The 17,427-nt window shown below is 72.1% G+C and carries 16 protein-coding genes, 2 tRNA genes and 2 pseudogenes; 14 read left to right on the top strand and 6 right to left on the bottom strand.

The window, feature by feature from the left end:
* Window positions 1-7: 7 nt before the first annotated feature.
* Both ACWDZ4_RS03825 and ACWDZ4_RS03820 read left to right on the top strand, forming a co-directional pair.
* Window positions 8-616, top strand: coding sequence for an SCO2584 family spore wall biosynthesis protein (locus ACWDZ4_RS03825; RefSeq protein ID WP_451506837.1), 609 nt, complete (start codon window positions 8-10; stop codon window positions 614-616).
* 143 nt (window positions 617-759) lie between these two features.
* Window positions 760-1,881: an SCO2583 family membrane protein gene (locus ACWDZ4_RS03820; protein WP_451506836.1), complete on the top strand. Its 1,122-nt coding sequence runs from the start codon at window positions 760-762 to the stop codon at window positions 1,879-1,881.
* A gap of 26 nt (window positions 1,882-1,907) precedes the next feature.
* Here the strand turns inward: ACWDZ4_RS03820 and ACWDZ4_RS03815 are convergent, their stop codons facing one another.
* Window positions 1,908-2,963: a M48 family metallopeptidase gene (locus ACWDZ4_RS03815; RefSeq protein WP_451506835.1), complete on the bottom strand. Its 1,056-nt coding sequence runs from the start codon at window positions 2,961-2,963 to the stop codon at window positions 1,908-1,910.
* Window positions 2,964-3,162: 199 nt separating this feature from the next.
* Between ACWDZ4_RS03815 and ACWDZ4_RS03810 the strand changes: the two genes are divergently transcribed.
* From ACWDZ4_RS03810 to ACWDZ4_RS03785, 6 genes are all read left to right on the top strand, one after another.
* Window positions 3,163-3,330 (top strand): hypothetical protein, encoded by a 168-nt coding sequence (locus tag ACWDZ4_RS03810; protein ID WP_344497482.1) that lies wholly within the window; start codon window positions 3,163-3,165, stop codon window positions 3,328-3,330.
* 38 nt (window positions 3,331-3,368) lie between these two features.
* On the top strand, window positions 3,369-3,983 hold the full coding sequence (nadD, locus tag ACWDZ4_RS03805) for a nicotinate-nucleotide adenylyltransferase (protein WP_451506834.1): 615 nt from the start codon (window positions 3,369-3,371) through the stop codon (window positions 3,981-3,983).
* Between the two features lie 52 nt (window positions 3,984-4,035).
* Window positions 4,036-5,661, top strand: coding sequence for an LCP family protein (locus tag ACWDZ4_RS03800; RefSeq protein WP_451506833.1), 1,626 nt, complete (start codon window positions 4,036-4,038; stop codon window positions 5,659-5,661).
* 68 nt (window positions 5,662-5,729) lie between these two features.
* Complete coding sequence (rsfS, locus tag ACWDZ4_RS03795) at window positions 5,730-6,167, top strand: ribosome silencing factor (protein ID WP_138901570.1); 438 nt, start codon at window positions 5,730-5,732, stop codon at window positions 6,165-6,167.
* Window positions 6,164-6,826, top strand: a complete 663-nt coding sequence (locus ACWDZ4_RS03790) for a histidine phosphatase family protein (protein ID WP_451506893.1) — start codon at window positions 6,164-6,166, stop codon at window positions 6,824-6,826. The genes rsfS and ACWDZ4_RS03790 overlap by 4 nt, the downstream gene beginning before the upstream one ends.
* Before the next feature lie 70 nt (window positions 6,827-6,896).
* Window positions 6,897-6,969: transfer RNA gene (locus ACWDZ4_RS03785), tRNA-Ala, on the top strand.
* 9 nt (window positions 6,970-6,978) lie between these two features.
* On the opposite strand, the gene ACWDZ4_RS03780 is transcribed toward ACWDZ4_RS03785, so the two are convergent.
* From ACWDZ4_RS03780 to ACWDZ4_RS03770, 3 genes and pseudogenes are all read right to left on the bottom strand, one after another.
* The gene (locus ACWDZ4_RS03780; RefSeq protein WP_451506895.1) at window positions 6,979-7,170 is read right to left on the bottom strand and encodes a hypothetical protein; all 192 of its coding nucleotides are present in this window, start codon (window positions 7,168-7,170) and stop codon (window positions 6,979-6,981) included.
* 154 nt (window positions 7,171-7,324) lie between these two features.
* Window positions 7,325-7,450, bottom strand: a pseudogene (locus tag ACWDZ4_RS03775) (transcriptional regulator); the annotation flags it as partial.
* 191 nt (window positions 7,451-7,641) lie between these two features.
* A pseudogene (locus ACWDZ4_RS03770) lies at window positions 7,642-7,764 on the bottom strand (transcriptional regulator); the annotation flags it as partial.
* A gap of 86 nt (window positions 7,765-7,850) precedes the next feature.
* On the opposite strand from ACWDZ4_RS03770, the gene ACWDZ4_RS03765 reads away from it, so the two are divergent.
* From ACWDZ4_RS03765 to ACWDZ4_RS03755, 3 genes are all read left to right on the top strand, one after another.
* Entirely contained in the window at window positions 7,851-8,441 is a 591-nt protein-coding gene (locus ACWDZ4_RS03765) for an MFS transporter (protein WP_451506892.1), read from the top strand.
* 119 nt (window positions 8,442-8,560) lie between these two features.
* Entirely contained in the window at window positions 8,561-8,794 is a 234-nt protein-coding gene (locus ACWDZ4_RS03760; RefSeq protein WP_028813478.1) for a hypothetical protein, read from the top strand.
* 119 nt (window positions 8,795-8,913) lie between these two features.
* Window positions 8,914-8,986 (top strand) — tRNA-Ala (locus tag ACWDZ4_RS03755).
* Window positions 8,987-9,053: 67 nt separating this feature from the next.
* Here ACWDZ4_RS03755 and ACWDZ4_RS03750 read toward each other — a convergent pair.
* Both ACWDZ4_RS03750 and ACWDZ4_RS03745 read right to left on the bottom strand, forming a co-directional pair.
* Window positions 9,054-10,631, bottom strand: a complete 1,578-nt coding sequence (locus tag ACWDZ4_RS03750; RefSeq protein WP_451506832.1) for an NADH-ubiquinone oxidoreductase-F iron-sulfur binding region domain-containing protein — start codon at window positions 10,629-10,631, stop codon at window positions 9,054-9,056.
* Window positions 10,628-12,004, bottom strand: a complete 1,377-nt coding sequence (locus ACWDZ4_RS03745) for a hypothetical protein (RefSeq protein WP_451506831.1) — start codon at window positions 12,002-12,004, stop codon at window positions 10,628-10,630. Before ACWDZ4_RS03745 ends, ACWDZ4_RS03750 begins: the two co-directional genes overlap by 4 nt.
* A 427-nt stretch (window positions 12,005-12,431) precedes the next feature.
* Between ACWDZ4_RS03745 and leuS the strand changes: the two genes are divergently transcribed.
* The 3 genes from leuS to ACWDZ4_RS03730 all read left to right on the top strand — a co-directional run bounded on the left by leuS (window position 12,432) and on the right by ACWDZ4_RS03730 (window position 17,141).
* Window positions 12,432-15,314 carry a leucine--tRNA ligase gene (leuS, locus tag ACWDZ4_RS03740; RefSeq protein WP_451506830.1) on the top strand — a complete coding sequence of 961 codons (2,883 nt, stop codon included), beginning with the start codon at window positions 12,432-12,434 and terminating at the stop codon, window positions 15,312-15,314.
* 138 nt (window positions 15,315-15,452) lie between these two features.
* Window positions 15,453-16,196: a hypothetical protein gene (locus tag ACWDZ4_RS03735; RefSeq protein WP_451506829.1), complete on the top strand. Its 744-nt coding sequence runs from the start codon at window positions 15,453-15,455 to the stop codon at window positions 16,194-16,196.
* 99 nt (window positions 16,197-16,295) lie between these two features.
* Window positions 16,296-17,141: a DegV family protein gene (locus ACWDZ4_RS03730; protein WP_451506828.1), complete on the top strand. Its 846-nt coding sequence runs from the start codon at window positions 16,296-16,298 to the stop codon at window positions 17,139-17,141.
* The last annotated feature ends 286 nt before the right edge of the window (window positions 17,142-17,427 follow it).

Genomic DNA, 17,427 nt, shown 5'->3' with positions numbered 1-17,427 from the left:
TGAACGGGTGCCGGACGACGTGGGGGGCAAGCCGTTCCAGGACGGCTGGGAGCCCGACGACGACCGCGGAGGCGCGGACGAGGACTTCGCCTCCGTGGTATTCGACGAGGACTTCGTACGGGCCGCCGAGGTCCATGAGCCGACCGCTGTCGAGCGGCTGCTGGCGGCCGCCCAGGCGCGCGCCGAGGCCGAGGCGGCCAGGGCGCGGGCCGGCAAGGTCCCCCTGGACGACGACCTCTACGAGGACCTCTACGACGACGGGTACGGATCCGGGTACGGCGCCCGCGAACACGGCCACGACGGCGCGTACGGCCCGTTGGACGCCGGCGACGAGTACGGCGACGGCACGGGCCCGTACGGGCGGCACGGCGGCGCCCTGCGCCCGTACCGCGGAAACGCGCGCTGGCACCGGCCCGTGGCGTGGATGCTGGCCCTGCTGATGGGCATCGGGATGGTGGCGCTCGCCTTCACCGCGGTCTACCGGGGCGCGTCGGCGGGGCGGCACGACCAGGTACCGCTGCCCGCGACGAGCGACAACCCCCGGCCCGGCGGTCCTCCGGCCTCCGCCGAGCACTCCGCGCCGGCCGCGCCCGCGGTTCCGCGCAGCACGCCCTGACCGGCGCGAACGCCCGCGAACGGCCCCTTCGCCGAACGGGCCGCCGAACGGGCCGGGCCCGAGCACCGACCGGGTGGGAACCAGTCACCACGTGGCACGCACCGGGGCGTTTACCTCCGCTCGCACCGACCTACTCTGAAGGTATGGCAGGGCGCGGAGAGCCGCCGGAAGTCCCACCCGAGGGCCCCCTGGGCGGCGACGACGAGTACCGGTCCGTCGTCTTCGACGAATCGTTCGTGCGGGCTGCCCGCCTCCAGGAATTCTCCGCCCAGGAGCGGATGAACGACCACGAGAAGGCCGTGCGCAGCCGGCCCGCCCGGGCGGCACCCGGCGACGACGGCAGAGGCGGCCGCGGGGGCACGGGGGCCAAGCAGGCGCTGGCGCTCGTCCTGGTGGTCGCGCTCGCCTTCGCCATGGCGATCTACCTGGGCGTACGCCACCCCTACCAGCCGTCGCCCGCCCCGCGCGCCGGGCCGCTGCGGATGTCGGTGGTACCGCTGGCCCCGGAGGGCACGGTGCCGGGCGGAGCGCCCGCCGAGCTCTTCGAGCGCAGCCCGGCCGCGCAGTTCCGGACGGGCGCGGAGGGCGTCACTCTGCCGGCCGCACGGCGCACCGCACACTTCGCGGAGGGCCAGGTGCTGTCCGCCCTGACCATCGCGAAGGACTACCTCGTCGCGTCGTCCCTCGCCCCGGACGTACTGAAAGGCTCCACCGTCCGTCCGGTGCGCATGCTGCTCGACCCCGACCAGCTGGCGCAGTTCGACCGCAGCTTCGACACCCCCGCCGCCGACGGCAGGCACGCGGCCACGGGCTGGCTGGTGCGCTTCGACCCGGCGAAGGTGACGCTCGCCGCCCCGCAGGTGCGCGTACAGGGCGTACTGCGCGTCGAGGAGACGGAGTCGGACCGGCTCGAAGTGACCTCCGACCACCTCTTCGTGTACGCGCTGCGGCCGGCGGGGGACTCTGCCGGGCTGCCGCCGGTGGACGGCGCGTCGCTGTTCACCGTCCGCCGCGAGCTGCACTTCCGCTTCGACCGCGACGACCTGCGGATGCACCGGGCCGAGCTGCTCTTCTCGTACGTCCAGGCCGGGCCCCAGGCATGCTCGGCCGACGCGGCGGACCGCCTGCGGCCCGTGCCGGCCGGGGAGCGGGCCGCGGACCGGGGGCCCGCCGGGACCGATCCGTACGCGACGGGCCGGGCCGCGGCGGCGCTGTGCGGGACGCTCGCGCCGAGCGCCATGCCCAGCCCCCGGGACAACGACTGACCCGGAGTGCTGCCCGGACCCGGCGCTCAGCCGTCGGACGGGCCCGCCTTGCCTCCGCCCCCGCCCCCGCCGAACTTGTCCCGCAGCTTGCCGCCCAGGTCCCCCGCGCCGCCCGCGAGGTCGCCCACGAGCTTCATCAGCGGGTCCTTGCTGGTGCGCACCGTGTCGGCGTAGTGGGAGGCGGACTCGCGGAAGGAGTCCGTGACGGACGTGTCGCCGTCCTCGTCGCGCTTCGGGTAGTGGCCGTCCATGATCCGCTGGTGGTCGCGGCTCTCGGCCCACTTCTTCAGCTCGGCGGCCCGCACCGTGGTGAACGGGTGCGAGCGCGGCAGGACGTTGAGGATCTTCAGCACGGAGTCGCGCAGGTCGCCTCCCGCCTCGTACTCCTCGGCCTGCTCCAGGAACGCGTCCACGTTCATCTCGTGCAGGTGGTCGCCGCCGGCGATCTTCATCAGGCCGCGCATCGACGCCTGGAGGTCCTGGCCGACCAGCAGGCCGGCCCGGTCGGCGGACAGCTCCGACTTGCGGAACCACTCGCGCAGCGCCGTCACGATCGCCATGATCGCGATGTTGCCGAGCGGGATCCAGGCGACCTTGAGCGCCAGGTTCGTGAGGAACAGCAGGATCGTCCGGTAGACGGAGTGCCCGGACAGGGCGTGGCCCACCTCGTGGCCGACGACCGCCCGCATCTCCTCCTCGTCGAGCAGCTCGACCAGGCCCGTGGTGACCACGATGATCGGCTCGTCGAGACCGATGCACATGGCATTGGGCTTCGGGTCCTGCGTGACGTACATCGGAGGGACCTTCTTGAGGTCCAGGATGTGACAGGCGTCCAGCAGCATCGCGTGCAGATGCGCGAACTGGGCCTCGCCCACCCGCACCGAGTCGGAGAGGAAGAGCAGCCGCAGGCTGCGCTCGGGAAGCAGTCCGCTGAGTGCCTTGAACACCGTGTCGAAACCGGTGAGCTTGCGCAGGGCCACCAGGGCCGAGCGGTCCGCCGGGTGTTCGTACGCCCGGGACGAGATGTCCGGGAAGCGCCGGCGATTGCGGCTCGGTACGTTCTCATGATTGCCGTCGGTCATGGATGGCCCCCTGTCTACGAGTGTTTCCCGTCCCCCGGACCGCCCCGGCGCAGGTGCTCACGCGCACCGCGCTCGGCCGGTTCCCGGAGCCGGACATTGCGTGAACGACTGAGTCGGCGTGAGCGTGCCCGGGCCGCCCGCATACGATGTTCGTGAAGTCTCCCCTCCGACTCCCGACTCCCGATAGGTCCTGCCGAAGATGAGCCTCCACACCACCGCCGCCTCCCTCGTGACCCTCGCCTCCGGTGAGGGCGGCGAGCACGGCGGGAACCACGCGTCCCTCAGCCCTTATGTCACCGGCGTCGGCGCGTTCCTCGCGCTCATGCTCCTGCTGTGGATCACCACGCGCTTCAACCGGGACCGCTGAGTCGGGGCCGCGGCAGGGGGCCAGTAGGCTCTGCACGCATGGGAGAGCAGCAAGTGCCGAGCGGTCCGGGCAAGCGCCGACTCGGCGTGATGGGCGGGACGTTCGATCCGATTCACCATGGGCACCTGGTGGCCGCCAGTGAGGTGGCCGCCCAGTTCCACCTCGACGAGGTGGTGTTCGTGCCGACCGGGCAGCCGTGGCAGAAGAGCCACAAGCAGGTCTCCCCGGCCGAGGACCGCTATCTGATGACGGTCATCGCGACCGCGTCCAACCCGCAGTTCTCGGTGAGCCGGATCGACATCGACCGCGGCGGTCCGACCTACACCATCGACACGCTGCGGGACCTGCGTGAGCTGAACAGCGACTCGGACCTCTTCTTCATCACCGGCGCCGACGCGCTCGCCCAGATCCTCACCTGGCGGGACGCGGAGGAGCTGTTCTCGCTCTCCCACTTCATCGGTGTGACCAGGCCCGGCCACGACCTGACGGACGACGGTCTGCCCAAGGGGGGCGTCTCCCTGGTGGAGGTGCCGGCCCTGGCGATCTCGTCGTCCGACTGCCGGGCGAGGGTCGCGGCGGGCGAGCCTGTCTGGTACCTCGTTCCGGACGGTGTGGTCCGCTACATCGACAAGCGCGAGCTGTACCACCGCTGAGCGGTCGGCCCGGCCGTACGGGGAGCACAGACAAGCAGGGAGAGGGCCACCGGTGAACGACCGACAGTACCCGTACGACCCGTACGACCCGTATGCCCAGCAGCCGGAGGTCATCGGCTACGACGCGTACGGGCAGCCGGTGTACCAGCAGGCGCAGCAGCAGACACAGCAGCAGGCGCAGCAGTACGACGTGCAACAGCAGCAGGGCTACGGCTACGACCCGTACGCGCAGCAGCCGTCGTACGACCCGTACGCCCAGCAGCAGGAACAGCAGCAGTACGGGTACGTCGACACCGCTCAGCAGCAGTGGATCCCGCAGCAGACCGCGCCCACCGCTCCCGTGCCCGTCCCCGATCCCGCTCATGTGCCGGAACCGGAGCCCCAGGTCGCTTCCGTGCCCCAGCAGCGCCGCCCCACGCCCGAGTACGCGACCGAGCAGTTCTCCTTCGTCGAGGAGCCGGACGAGAACTCCGAAGACGTCATCGACTGGCTGAAGTTCACCGAGAGCCGCACCGAGCGCCGCGAGGAGGCCAGGCGCCGCGGCCGCAACCGCGTCGTCGCCCTGGTCGCCGCGGTGGCGCTGGTGGTCGCGGGCGGCGTCGGCTACCTCTGGTACGCCGGAATGCTGCCCGGCGTCTCCGCCGGGGGGGACACGCCGGGCACCGCGGCGGGCGGCCCGCAGAAGCGCGACGTGATCGTGGTGCACCTGCACACCCGGCAGGGCGCCACCTCCACCGCGCTGCTCGTGGACAACGTCACCACGGAAAAGGGCACCACCGTCCTGCTCCCCAACTCGCTCTCCGTGGCGAGTGACGACGGCACCACGACCACGCTCGGCAAGTCCGTCGACGACGACGGTTCGGCGGGTACGCGCGAGGCGCTCGGTTCCGTACTGGGGACGGAGATCGGCGGCTCCTGGCGGCTGGACACCCCGTACCTGGAGAACCTCGTCGAGCTGGTCGGCGCCGTGGAGGTCGACACCGACACCGATGTACCCGACTCGAAGAAGGGCGCGTCACCCGTCGTGCGGCAGGGCAAGGGGCAGACGCTGAGCGGCCGCATGGCCGTCGCGTACGCCACCTACCGCGCGCCCGGCGAGGCCGAGGGCGAGCAGCTCCGGCGCTTCGGGCAGGTCATGCAGGGCGTACTGAAGAAGATCTCGGACGACCCGCAGGCCGCGACCGTCACCGTCCGCGCGCTGGCGCAGATCCTCGATCCCTCGCTGCCGGAGAAGGAGCTGGGCGCCTCGCTCGCCAAGCTCGCCGGACACGCCAAGGCCGGCGACTACCGGACGACGCAGCTGCCGGTCCAGCCCGACGGCACGCTGAGCGACTCCGCCGCCGAGAGTGTGGTGAAGGACATTCTCGGCGGTTCGGCCAGCAGCCCGGAGCAGGGCGCGGCCGTGCGGGTCGGCGTCCGGAACGCCCAGGGGAACGCCGACGCCACCGAGGCCGCGAGGATCGACCTGGTCAACGGCGGATACGCGTTCGTGGACGCCGGCAGGGCCGCCTCCGTGATCGCGTCGTCGCAGGTCAGCTATGGCGACGCGGCGCAGAGGGCGACGGCGCGGGAGGTGGCGAAGACGCTGGGTCTGCCGGCGGGCGCGGTGCGCAAGGGCAAGGCGGCCGCGAACACCGACGTGACGGTCGTACTGGGCCAGGATTTCCAGGCGGAGTAATCCCGTCGGCGCTGTCGGCGGTCCGTGAGACCCTGGGGGTATCTCTGACCGCCGACGAAAGCCTGCTTGTGACCGCCACTGACCGTTCCATCGAGCTCATCAACGCCGCCGCTCAGGCGGCCGCAGACCGGCTCGCGCACGACATCATCGCGTACGACGTCAGCGATGTGCTCTCCATCACCGACGCCTTCCTGGTCGCTTCGGCGCCCAACGACCGCCAGGTCAAGTCGATCGTCGACGAGATCGAAGAGCGACTGAACAAGGAGCTCGGCGCCAAGCCCGTGCGCCGCGAGGGCGACCGCGAGGCCCGCTGGGTGCTTCTCGACTACGTCGACATCGTCGTCCACGTCCAGCACAGCGAGGAGCGCGTCTTCTACGCGCTGGAGCGCCTCTGGAAGGACTGCCCCGAGATCGCCCTGCCCGAGGACGCCGTCAAGACCCGCGGCCTGGCCGAGGAGCACGCGAAGCTGCGTGCGGCCGGCGAAGTGGACGGAGACCTGAGCTGAACGCCAGCGACACCGGCAAGCGGAGCCGGGGCCGCAGGATCATCCTGTGGCGACACGGCCAGACCTCCTGGAACCTGGAGCGCCGCTTCCAGGGCAGTACGGACATCGAGCTGACCGAGACCGGCGTCGCCCAGGCGCGCCGGGCCGCCAGGCTGCTCGCCTCCCTGAAACCGGACGCGATGATCGCGTCCGACCTGAAGCGGGCGGCGGCCACGGCCGGCGAGCTGTCGGCCCTGACCGGCCTCGACGTGACGTACGACTCGGGACTGCGCGAGACGTACGCGGGCGCCTGGCAGGGCCTGACGCACGAAGAGATCATCGAGCGGTTCGGCGAGCAGTACGCGGCGTGGAAGCGCGGCGAGCCGGTGCGGCGCGGTGGCGGCGAGCTGGAGACCGAGGTCGCCGACCGGGCGGCTCCCGTCGTCCTCGCGTACGCCGACAAGCTGCCCGACAACGGCACGCTCGTCGTGGTCAGCCACGGCGGCACCATCCGCACCACCATCGGGCGGCTCCTGGGTCTGGAGTCGTACCACTGGGAGGGCCTCGGCGGGCTCTCCAACTGCTGCTGGTCGGTGCTGGGCGAGGGCGCCCGCGGCTGGCGGCTGACGGAGCACAACGCCGGGACGCTCCCGGAACCGGTGCTCGGCGACGACGACTGACGGATTTCGCTTTCCGGCAGGTCGCAGGCTAAAGTTCTTCTTGTTCGCAGCGCACAGCGCGGAGAACAGCGGGGCTATAGCTCAGTTGGTAGAGCGCCTGCATGGCATGCAGGAGGTCAGGAGTTCAATTCTCCTTAGCTCCACAACCGCAATCAGGATCCCGGTTCCTCCTTCAGGAGGGGCCGGGATTTTCTGTTGTGCCGGTTGAGGGATTCCATCCGCCGCAGGCTCACCTCGTCGTCGGGCGTGCAGGCGACGATCCGGCATTCCGGCATTGCGTTGATGGACGGCGACACCGAGGTCATCCGTATCCCGCCGGCCGCCTCGTGCCGGAACGCCTTCACGTGCGGGCCCGGCGGGACGACATCGCCGCTCTCCCCAGCCGCGCGAAGAACGGGCCGGCCGCGCAGAGCCGGCGGGCGAACGTCCCCCAGTCCGGCTCGCCACGTGCCGCCCGTACGCGCCGCGCAACTGCGCGGCCGTCCCCGGCGGTTCCTCGTCCCGGAAGACCAGTGGACAGTCGGGCTCGGGCGCCGTGAAAAGGGTCCACACCGCATTGCGTACGGCGAATTCGGGCAGGTGCGGGACGGCGAAGAGGCCGCGGTAGGCGTCGTTGGCCGCCAGGACGTCGTAGCGCGCGTTGCAGACGACGGCCGGGCGGGGGAGAGGGCGTCGATGGTGCCCTGGATCTCCGGGCTGACGCTCTGGACGTCCGCCTCACGGTCCGGGGACCAGGGGGCCTCCGCCGGGTGGTAGAGGTGCTCCCGCTCGGGCCGGTCGAGCCGGAGCGTACGCGCCACCGCGTCCAGGACCTGGGCCGAGGCGTTGACCGGGCGTCCCTGCTCCAGCCAGGTGCACCAGGTGACGCCGCCCCCGGAGAGCTGTGCGACCTCCTCGCGGCGCAGGCCCGGTGTGCGGCGGCGCAGGCCCGGTGGCATGCCGACGCCCTCGGGGTCACCCGGGCCCGCCGGCCGTGCCGGCGCGGCCGGGGCTGCTGCTCGCGGTCGCGCCCGCAGCGCAGTTCATGGCGCTGCTCGACGTCTTCGTCGTCAACGCCGCCGCCCCGACCGTCCGCACCGAACTCGGCGCGTCCGGCGCCGGATTGCAGATGACCCTCGTCGGACGCGCCGTCGCGTACGCCGTCCTGCTGGTCACCGGCGCCAGCCTCGGTGACCAGCTCGGCCGCCGCCGCGCCTGCCTGGGCGGGCTCGCGTTCTCCACCGCGGTGTTCCTCGCCTGCGGACTGGCCGCGGGCACCGGCCAGTTGATCGCCTTCCGGCTGGTCCAGGGCGCGGGCGCGGCGCGGGTCAAGGCGCTCGGCGCGTACTCGGCGGCGCTCGCCACCGGGACCGCCGCCGGGCAGGCGGTGGGCGGGCTGCTCGTCACCGGCACACCGCTCGGCCAGTTGCCCGGCGTGGCGGCATTCGGCACTCTCTTCCTGAACCGGCTGAATGCGCCAGGGGCGTATGCATACGCCGATGCGCTGTGGGTATGCGCCCTTGCGCCGGCCGACGCGTCGGTCTTCGGTGCTGCGGCGGGCCTCCTGCGCCCACGCCGCTGCCCCCCTTGCGGAGCCATGGCAGAATCGGACGGCCGGAGGGGGACGACGGTCTGACGGGGAGGGGGAGCGCGATGCCCGCGAGCATCCTCGATGCGGTCCGTGCCCTGCCCGGCAGCGACAACGGAGGTATCGCGTACGTGTGCACGGCCTGCCGCCACAGCTGGAACTGAGTGATGGGCGCACACAGGCGGAAATGCGACTGGTGCGGCAGTGGCACGCCCATCGTCAGGGACATGGAACCGGTCAACGCCGACTACCAGTACTGGTGCGAGGAATGCGCCCGGGCGCTGATCATAAAAGGCGACCCCATCGAGACGTACCGCGAACTCGAGGGCGAGCCGATCTACGGCCGGCTGCTCGACGAGCACTGCACGCTCAAACGTTTCTACTCCTTCGCCACAGCGTGAGCGCAAAATCGGGCATATGGGACAAAACGGGAGTGCTGGCAAAGGATTTGGTGGAGCGCCGGGAGGACCGGTAATGTTGGCGGAGCCGCCGGGGGAACCCGGGGAACGGCAGAACGCACGGGGCTATAGCTCAGTTGGTAGAGCGCCTGCATGGCATGCAGGAGGTCAGGAGTTCAATTCTCCTTAGCTCCACAGAAAGAAGATCCCGTCCGGTCGATTCGACCGGGCGGGATCTTCTCTTTCCGGGGGGCCGGCCGGCTCAGCCCCGGCCGCCGCCCAGGGCCTTTCTGCCGCCGCCCGGCAGCGCGGGCCGCCCCGGCCGTTCGGGGGCCTCCCGCTCTATGCGCAGCGCCAGCGCGGGACAGCGGCGCACGGCACGCTGGGCGCGCCCCTGGAGGTGCACCGGAACCGACGCGTCCGCGAGGGTCGGGTAGCCGTCGGGGCCGAGCCGGATCAGTTCCGGGACGATGTCGGCGCACAGCCCGTGGCCCTTGCACAGCGTCCAGTCCACCGCGAACCTCTCGCCGCTCGGGAGGCCCTCCTCCTCGCGACCGGGGCCCGGCAGCGGCAGTACGCCCAGCGTCTCCCGGCCGCAGCCGCCGCCCAGGACGTGCGCCGCCAGGTCGTCGGTGAAGGTGTTCAGGGTGGAGACGAAGAAGCGCACCGAGCCGTCGGGGTGCTTGCACGCGCCCCGGCCCTTCACGGCCCGCGTCACTTCGCGCAGGGCCTCCAGTGCGGCCTGACCGCCGCCGTTGAGTACGTCGGAGAGGCCGCCGGCGGCGGCGGGCAGCCCCAGCCGGCAGGGGCCGCACTGGCCCGCCGTCTCCGCCGCCAGCCAGTTCGCGACGCGCAGCGACTCGCCCAGCGGGCAGGTCTCCGGGCCGATCGGGAGGATCGCGCCCGCGCCGAGCGCGCCGCCGAGGGAGGCGAGGGACTCGCGGGAGATCACGGCGTCGTGCGCGGCGGCCGCGTCGATCCAGTCGCCGTGGTAGCCGCCCGTCAGCACGCCCTGGGGCAGCGGCGGGGCGCCGGCCATCTGGAGGACGTAACGCAGCGGCACCCCGGTGGGCACCTCGACCACCATGGGCCGCGCGACCGCGCCGGAAAGGGTGAGCATGACCGTGCCCGGCTCGTCCACCAGACCGGTGTGGGCGTAGCGGCGGGCGCCGGTGCGGGCGGCGACGGCGAGCTGCGCGAAGGTCTCCGTGTTGGACAGCAGGGTGGGAGCGCCCCCCACCCCTGTCTCGGAGGCGCGCTCGCGGCGGCCGGGCGGCAGGGCCGGGCCGCCGTTCGCCGCGCGGATCAGGGACGAGGCTTCGCCGGAGACCATGCGCTCGGGGGTACGCACGATCCGCGCGCGCAACTGCTGACCGCGCCGGTCGGACAGGCCGCGTTCGGCGAAGGCGGCGCGGACGGAGGCCTCGGTCGAGTTGCGGGTGACGCCGACGATCAGGGTGCGGGCGCCGAGCGCCTCGGCCGCGAGCAGGGCGCCGTCGAGCGCGAGGTGCGGGGCGCGGTTGAGCAGGACGGTGTCCTTGCGGCAGGCGGGCTCGCCCTCGCTGCCGTTGATCACGACCACGGGCCGCACGCCGCGCCGGATGGAGGCCTGCGCGACCGCCCGCAGCTTCCTGCCGAAGGGGAAGCCGGCGCCGCCGCGGCCGCGCAGCGCGATGTGGTCGGCGAGTTCGGCCAGGCGCTCTCCGGCCATCGGCTCCAGCGGACCGTGCACTTTCAGGTGCATACCGAGGTCGAGACGCTCGACCAGGTCGAAGCCGGCCGTCAGCTGGGGAAGGCCGACCACGCGTACCTCGGGGACGTCGGGAAGGGGGACGTTCAACGTCGGTCTCCTGCGGGTGCGTGCCAGGGTTCTCCGGCGGCGGGCCGGTAGAGCGGACCCGGCGCGGGCTCGGTGCCGCCGTGGGGGCGGGGGTGGGGGATCGGCCCGGTGGGCGTCCAGGGGGTGTGCGCGGGGCGCTCGGGGGCGTACCCGGGGAAGCCGGGGGCAGGGGCGGCTCCCGGGCCGTACGCCGCGCGGTCCGGGTCGTACGGCGGGCGGGCGGCCTGTGCGGGGGGAGGGGGCGACGGAGTCGGCCAGCGGGGCGGGGGAGGCGCCGCATGGACGGGGATCTCCTCGGCCGGGGGCTCGTCCGGGGGAAGGTGCTGCGCCGGGGGAAGCTGCTCGGTGGGGGCCGAAGCGGCGGAGGCGGCCGTGGCGGACACGGCGCGGTACGCCGCCGATATGCCGGTGTCCGGAGCCGCGCGGAGCCCGTCGGGGGAGCGCCCGGCCTCGTACAGCGGTGGGGCGGGGGCCGCCAGACGCTGGTGCTGGTGCTGGTGCTGGTGCTGGTGCTGGTGCTGCGGCTGCGGCGGTGCGGAACCGCCGCCCGGCAGTGGGGAGAGCGTGGCGTCACGGGGCTCCGGGCCGGTCGCCCCGGCCGGGGACCCGGACGTGGCCAGGGTCACGATCCGCTCGGCGGCGGCCCGCTTGAGCGGCGGAGGGAGCAGGCGCAACGAGAGAACCGTCGCGACCGCCGCAAGGCACAGGACGTACATCGTGACGACCCAGCCGGCGGCGGGCCGGCCCGCGAACAGGCCGTGTACCAGGGCCGACCCCCAGGCCGGATAGGCGAGCATGTGCAGCGCCCGCCAGCGGCCGGCGATGCGCCCCGGAGCGGCGAACGCACTGCGCAGCGCCCCTGTCGAAGCCGCGACGACCATGAGGAATCCGGCGAGGGAACCGAATCCGATGAGGCCGGCCGTACCGCTGATTCCGAGGCCGAAGGGGACCAGGGCTCCGAGGAGCGCCACATGCCCCAGCGAGACCTTGACCGAAACGTGCAGCAGCAGGAAGCCGAGGGAGGCGACCGCGGTGGCCCGGTGGACGGCCTGGGCGAGAAGGCGGTGGCGCGGCCGGAGCAGCAGCCGGTCGGTGGCCAGCAGGCCCCAGGCGACGGCGGCGGTCAGGGAGACCAGGGAGAGGACGCCGGTGGTGAAGTCGAGCGCGGCCCGCAGACTGTCGCTGCCGGCCGTGGCGAGCAGGGGTATGAGAATCAGCGCGGCGGCGGTCAGGCCCCCTTGGGCGGGGCGGCCCAGTGCGGGGAGGGGGAGGGAGGAGCGGGTCTTTCGGCGGGGGGACGGGCGGGGGTCCGGGGGAGGGGCCGGTCGAGATTTCGATCGATGGTTCGGGAGAGGGTCCGGATGAGGGTTCATGGGGCGACTCCGAATGCTTCGGCAAAGTGGTCCCGTTGCCGCATGCTAGGTCGCCCCATACTGGGCAGTACGGCGTTTGGAGGTTTAGCGCGCGGGCTGTGGGAAAACTTGCTCGGACGTTGCCCCGGATAAGGTCGATACGCGGAGTAACCCCGGTGGCGAGGGGTGTTCGGTCCGCCGGACGGATGCTCGATGCGGCCGTCCCGGGCCCTGCGGTACCCTGACGCCATGCGTGCCGTACGCCTTCTGCTTGGCGAGCCGCGCTGATCAGCCCCGACGGATGAAAGATCCGGTCGGCATCGGCGCGGCGTCCCCTCCTGTGCGAGGGGATTTTTCATTCCTGGATGTCACAGCGTGCACGTCCGTGAATGTCACAGCCTGAATGTCGCAGCCGCTGGCAGAGACGATTGATGGAGCTTTGAGGATCATGAGCGAGACGAATTCTGCTGCCGAGGTGGCAGCACCGCACCGCTACACGGCCGCGATGGCCGCTGACATCGAGGCACGCTGGCAGGACTTCTGGGACGCGGAGGGCACGTACGAGACGCCGAATCCCAGCGGCGACCTGGCGGGCGACGCGGCGCTGGCCGCCAGGCCGAAGAAGTTCATCATGGACATGTTCCCGTACCCCTCGGGCGCGGGACTGCACGTCGGCCACCCGCTCGGCTACATCGCGACCGACGTCTTCGCCCGCCACCAGCGCATGACCGGCCACAACGTCCTGCACACGCTGGGCTTCGACGCCTTCGGCCTGCCCGCCGAGCAGCACGCGGTCGCCACCGGCACGCACCCCCGGGTGTCGACCGAGGCGGCCATGGACAACATGAAGCAGCAGCTGCGCCGGCTGGGCCTGGGCCACGACAAGCGCCGGTCCATCGCGACGATCGACCCGGACTACTACAAGTGGACCCAGTGGATCTTCCTGCAGATCTTCAACTCCTGGTACGACACGGAGGCCGGCCGGGCGCGGCCCATCGCCGAGCTGGTGGCGCAGTTCGAGAGCGGGGAGCGTACGACGCCGGACGCGCGCCCCTGGAGTGGGCTGAGCGCCGCCGAGCGCGCCGACGTCCTGGGCGAGTACCGCCTGGCGTACGCCTCCGAGGCGCCCGTGAACTGGGCCCCGGGCCTGGGCACCGTACTGGCCAACGAGGAAGTCACGGCCGACGGCCGTTCCGAGCGCGGCAACTTCCCCGTCTTCAAGGCCAAGCTGCGCCAGTGGAACATGCGCATCACCGCCTACTCCGACCGCCTGCTGGACGACCTGGACGGCCTGGACTGGCCCGAGGCGATCAAGCTGCAGCAGCGCAACTGGATCGGACGGAGCGAGGGCGCGCGCGTCGATTTCGCCGTTGAATGTCACAGCCCGGCCGGCGAGGACGCGATCACCGTCTTCACCACCCGTCAGGACACGCTGTTCGGCGCGACCTACATGGTGCTGGCGCCCGAGCACGACCTGGTCGAGAAGATCGTTCCGGCCGCCTGGCCCGAGGGCACGCACGACGTGTGGACCGGTGGCCACGCCACCCCGGCCGAGGCCGTCGCGGCGTACCGCGCTCAGGCGGCCTCGAAGTCCGACGTCGAGCGGCAGGCCGAGGCCAAGGACAAGACCGGTGTCTTCACCGGTGCGTACGCCGTCAACCCGGTCAGCGGCGAGCAGGTGCCCGTCTTCATCGCCGACTACGTGCTGATGGGCTACGGCACCGGCGCGATCATGGCCGTACCGGCGCACGACTCCCGCGACTTCGCGTTCGCGCGCGCCTTCGAGCTGCCGATGCGCTGCGTCGTCGAGCCGTCGGACGGGCGGGGCACGGACCCGTCCCAGTGGGACGACGCCTTCGGCTCGTACGACGCGAAGATCGTGAACTCGTCGGGCGAGGACATCTCGCTGGACGGGCTGGGCGTCGTCGAGGCCAAGGCGAGGATCACCGAGTGGCTGGCCGCGCGGGGCATCGGCGAGGGCACCGTCAACTACCGGCTGCGCGACTGGCTGTTCAGCCGGCAGCGCTACTGGGGCGAGCCCTTCCCGATCGTCTACGACGAGGACGGCATCGCCCACCCGCTGCCCGAGTCGATGCTGCCGCTGGAGCTGCCGGAGGTCGAGGACTACTCGCCGCGCACCTTCGACCCGGACGACGCGGACACCGAGCCGGAGACGCCGCTGTCGCGCAACGAGGACTGGGTGAACGTCACCCTGGACCTGGGCGACGGTCCCAAGAAGTACCGGCGCGAGACCAACACCATGCCCAACTGGGCCGGTTCCTGCTGGTACGAGCTGCGCTACCTGGACCCGCACAACAGCGAGAAGCTGGTCGATCCCGAGATCGAGCGGTACTGGATGGGGCCGCGCGAGGGGCAGCCGCACGGCGGTGTCGACCTGTACGTCGGCGGCGCCGAGCACGCCGTGCTGCACCTGCTGTACGCGCGGTTCTGGTCCAAGGTGCTGTTCGACCTGGGGCACGTCTCCTCGTCCGAGCCGTTCCACAAGCTCTACAACCAGGGCATGATCCAGGCGTTCGTCTACCGGGACTCGCGCGGCATCGCGGTGCCGGCGGCCGAGGTCGAGGAGCGCGACGGCGCGTTCTGGTACCAGGGCGAGAAGGTCAGCCGCGTCCTGGGCAAGATGGGCAAGTCCCTGAAGAACGCCGTCACCCCGGAGAAGATCGCCGCCGAGTACGGCGCGGACACGCTGCGGCTGTACGAGATGGCGATGGGCCCGCTGGACGTGTCGCGGCCGTGGGACACGCGCGCGGTGGTCGGCCAGTACCGGTTGCTGCAGCGGCTGTGGCGCAATGTCGTCGACGAGACGACGGGCGAGGCCACGGTCGTCGACACCGAGCCCGACGAGGAGACGCTGCGCGCCCTGCACAAGGCGATCGACGGCGTCGGCAAGGACATGGCGGGGATGCGCTTCAACACCGCCATCGCCAAGGTCACCGAGCTGAACAACCACCTGACGAAGGCGGGCGGGCCGGTGTCGCGGTCGGTCGCCGAGCGGCTGGTGCTGCTGATCGCGCCGCTGGCCCCGCACATCGCGGAAGAGCTGTGGCGCAAGCTGGGGCACACGGATTCCGTGGTGTACCAGGACTTCCCGGTCGCCGATCCGGCGTACGTCGTGGACGAGTCCGTGACGTGCGTGGTGCAGGTCAAGGGCAAGGTCAAGGCGCGGCTGGAGATCTCGCCGGCGATCGGTGACGAGGAACTGGAGAAGCTGGCGCTGGCGGACCCGGCGGTGGTCGCGGCGCTGGGCGGGGCCGGCATCCGCAAGGTGATCGTGCGGGCGCCGAAGCTGGTCAACATCGTTCCCGCGTAACGCGGAGTGCGGCGGTAGGTGCTTTCCCCTACGGGCAGGTTGGGGGTTCCGGTGGAACCCTCGGCCTGCCCGTTCCGTTTACGGTGGAGAGACCACGCAAGCCGAGTGGCCGAGTGGACCGACAACGGAGGGGCGCTCATGGAAACCGGCACCGCCATCATGATCCTGGTGTTGCTCTTTGTGGCGTTCGTGGCGACGGGGGTGTACGTGGGTGTGAAGGCGGTCGGTGCGGCCAAGCGCGGCGTGGACCGCACGATCACGCAGGCGCGGCGCAGCGTCGAGGACACCACCCTGCGGGCGAAGAGCTTCGGGCAGATGGGCGTCGCCGGGGAGCTGGCCCAGCTGAGGCTCTCTCTGCGTACGTCGATGAGGGCCACCCAGGAGGCGCTGCGGGCGGGCGCCGCCCAGGACGCCTCGCTGTCGGAGTCGATCGGCCTGTTCGAACGGCTGAGCGCGCACGGGCACGAACTGGACGACGACCTGAGGCGGCTGGAGCGCGAGCCGGACAAGGCGCGGGTGGCGGAGCGGCTGCCGGACCTGCGTGAGCGTACGGAACGGGTGACGCACGCGGCGGACTCGCTGCGGTGGGCGGCGCGGGACCGGGCACAGCGGTTCGCGGACGACGATCTCGCGTCGCTGAGCGCGCAGATCGAGGTGGAGTCGGGGGCGCTGCGGCACTGGGCCACGTCCCCGGGCGCGGACGCGTCCCCGGCGGCGGACGCGGGTACGTCCCCGGCGGCGGACGGGGCCGCTCGGGCGGCCGACGGGGCCGGCGCGGCGGGCCGGGCCGCTGCCGGACCGGAGGCGATCACGGCGCGTGACCCTCGGTGGCAGACCACCTACCCGTGGCAGAAGGAAGCCCGCCCCGAGGGCACCGTCTGAGACGGTTCCACGGTCCGGAACGGACGTGAACGGACCGGAACGGATCATTGGCGGGGCCGGACTGCCACCGGGCGCCCCCGCCGGGGTAACCTCCCGCTCATGTCCCGCCATGTCGCGATCGTCACCGATTCAACGGCCTACCTGCCGCAGCAGACGATGGAGCGGCACGGCATCACCGCGGTGCCGCTGACCGTCGTCATCGGCGACCGGGCCTTTGAGGAGGGCACCGAGATCTCGGCCCGCTCCCTGGCCCTGGCGCTCCAGAAACGCCGGTCCGTGACGACGTCGAGGCCGAGCCCCGAGGTCTTCGCCGCGGCCTACCGCGCGGCTGCGGAGGCCGGCGCGACCGGGATCGTGTCGCTGCACCTGTCCTCCGAGTTCTCCGGTACGTACGACGCGGCCGTGCTCGCCGCGCGGGATGCTCCGGTGCCGGTGCGGGTGGTGGACACCGGGATGGTCGCGATGGCCCTGGGCTTCTGCGCGCTGTCGGCGGCGGAGGCCGCCGACGCCGGTGGCACGGTGGACGAGGCGGTGGCCGCGGCGGAGAAGCGTGCGGCGGGCACGTCGGCGTACTTCTACGTGGACACGCTGGACTATCTGCGCCGCGGCGGCCGCATCGGCGCGGCGCAGGCGCTGCTGGGGTCGGCGCTCGCCGTGAAGCCGCTGCTGGAGCTGGACGGCGGCCGTATCGAGATGCTGGAGAAGGTGCGTACGGCGTCCAAGGCGATCGCCCGGCTGGAGGAGATCGTGGCCGAACGGGCGCAGGCGCGCAGTGTGGACATCGCGGTGCACCACCTGGCGGCCCCCGAGCGGGCCGAACGGCTGGCGGGGCGGCTGCGCGAACGGCTCCCCGGGCTGGCGGAGCTGCATGTCAGCGAGGTGGGCGCGGTGATCGGCGCGCATACGGGGCCCGGGCTGCTGGGGGTCGTGGTCTCGCCCCACTGACGTTCCCTCATTTCCTCTGGGCCCCGGGAAGCCGTGGCCCCGTGAGGCGGAGCTGTGGTTCCGCGGGCTGCGGCCCCGCCGGGTGACCGGGATATCCACAACCGGCGAGTTCTCCACGGGAATCGGCCATGATCGGCGGCGTCGGGCGGATGTGCCTACCGTCTCGTGGCATGGCTCTCCGATCACACTCCGCAACCAGTGGACCAGGCCGCGCTCCGGCCTCCGATCCCCGGTCGTCCGATCCCCGGTCGTCCGACGCCCGGTCGTCCGGCATCCGGGCGTGCCA

The organism is Streptomyces sp. NPDC003016 (genome assembly GCF_053591455.1).
Note: the sequence above shows the minus strand (reverse complement) of the source record. Positions and strands in the feature narration are given on the sequence as shown.

Bases quoted from the DNA above. Each gene is read 5' to 3' on its own strand.
- ACWDZ4_RS03820 (WP_451506836.1), top strand. From the start codon at position 760: ATGGCAGGGCGCGGAGAGCCGCCGGAAGTCCCACCCGAGGGCCCCCTG.
- ACWDZ4_RS03815 (WP_451506835.1), bottom strand. From the start codon at position 2,963: ATGACCGACGGCAATCATGAGAACGTACCGAGCCGCAATCGCCGGCGC.
- ACWDZ4_RS03810 (WP_344497482.1), top strand. From the start codon at position 3,163: ATGAGCCTCCACACCACCGCCGCCTCCCTCGTGACCCTCGCCTCCGGT.
- nadD (WP_451506834.1), top strand. From the start codon at position 3,369: ATGGGAGAGCAGCAAGTGCCGAGCGGTCCGGGCAAGCGCCGACTCGGC.
- ACWDZ4_RS03765 (WP_451506892.1), top strand. From the start codon at position 7,851: ATGGCGCTGCTCGACGTCTTCGTCGTCAACGCCGCCGCCCCGACCGTC.
- ACWDZ4_RS03760 (WP_028813478.1), top strand. From the start codon at position 8,561: ATGGGCGCACACAGGCGGAAATGCGACTGGTGCGGCAGTGGCACGCCC.
- ACWDZ4_RS03745 (WP_451506831.1), bottom strand. From the start codon at position 12,004: ATGAACCCTCATCCGGACCCTCTCCCGAACCATCGATCGAAATCTCGA.
- leuS (WP_451506830.1), top strand. From the start codon at position 12,432: ATGAGCGAGACGAATTCTGCTGCCGAGGTGGCAGCACCGCACCGCTAC.
- ACWDZ4_RS03735 (WP_451506829.1), top strand. From the start codon at position 15,453: ATGGAAACCGGCACCGCCATCATGATCCTGGTGTTGCTCTTTGTGGCG.
- ACWDZ4_RS03730 (WP_451506828.1), top strand. From the start codon at position 16,296: ATGTCCCGCCATGTCGCGATCGTCACCGATTCAACGGCCTACCTGCCG.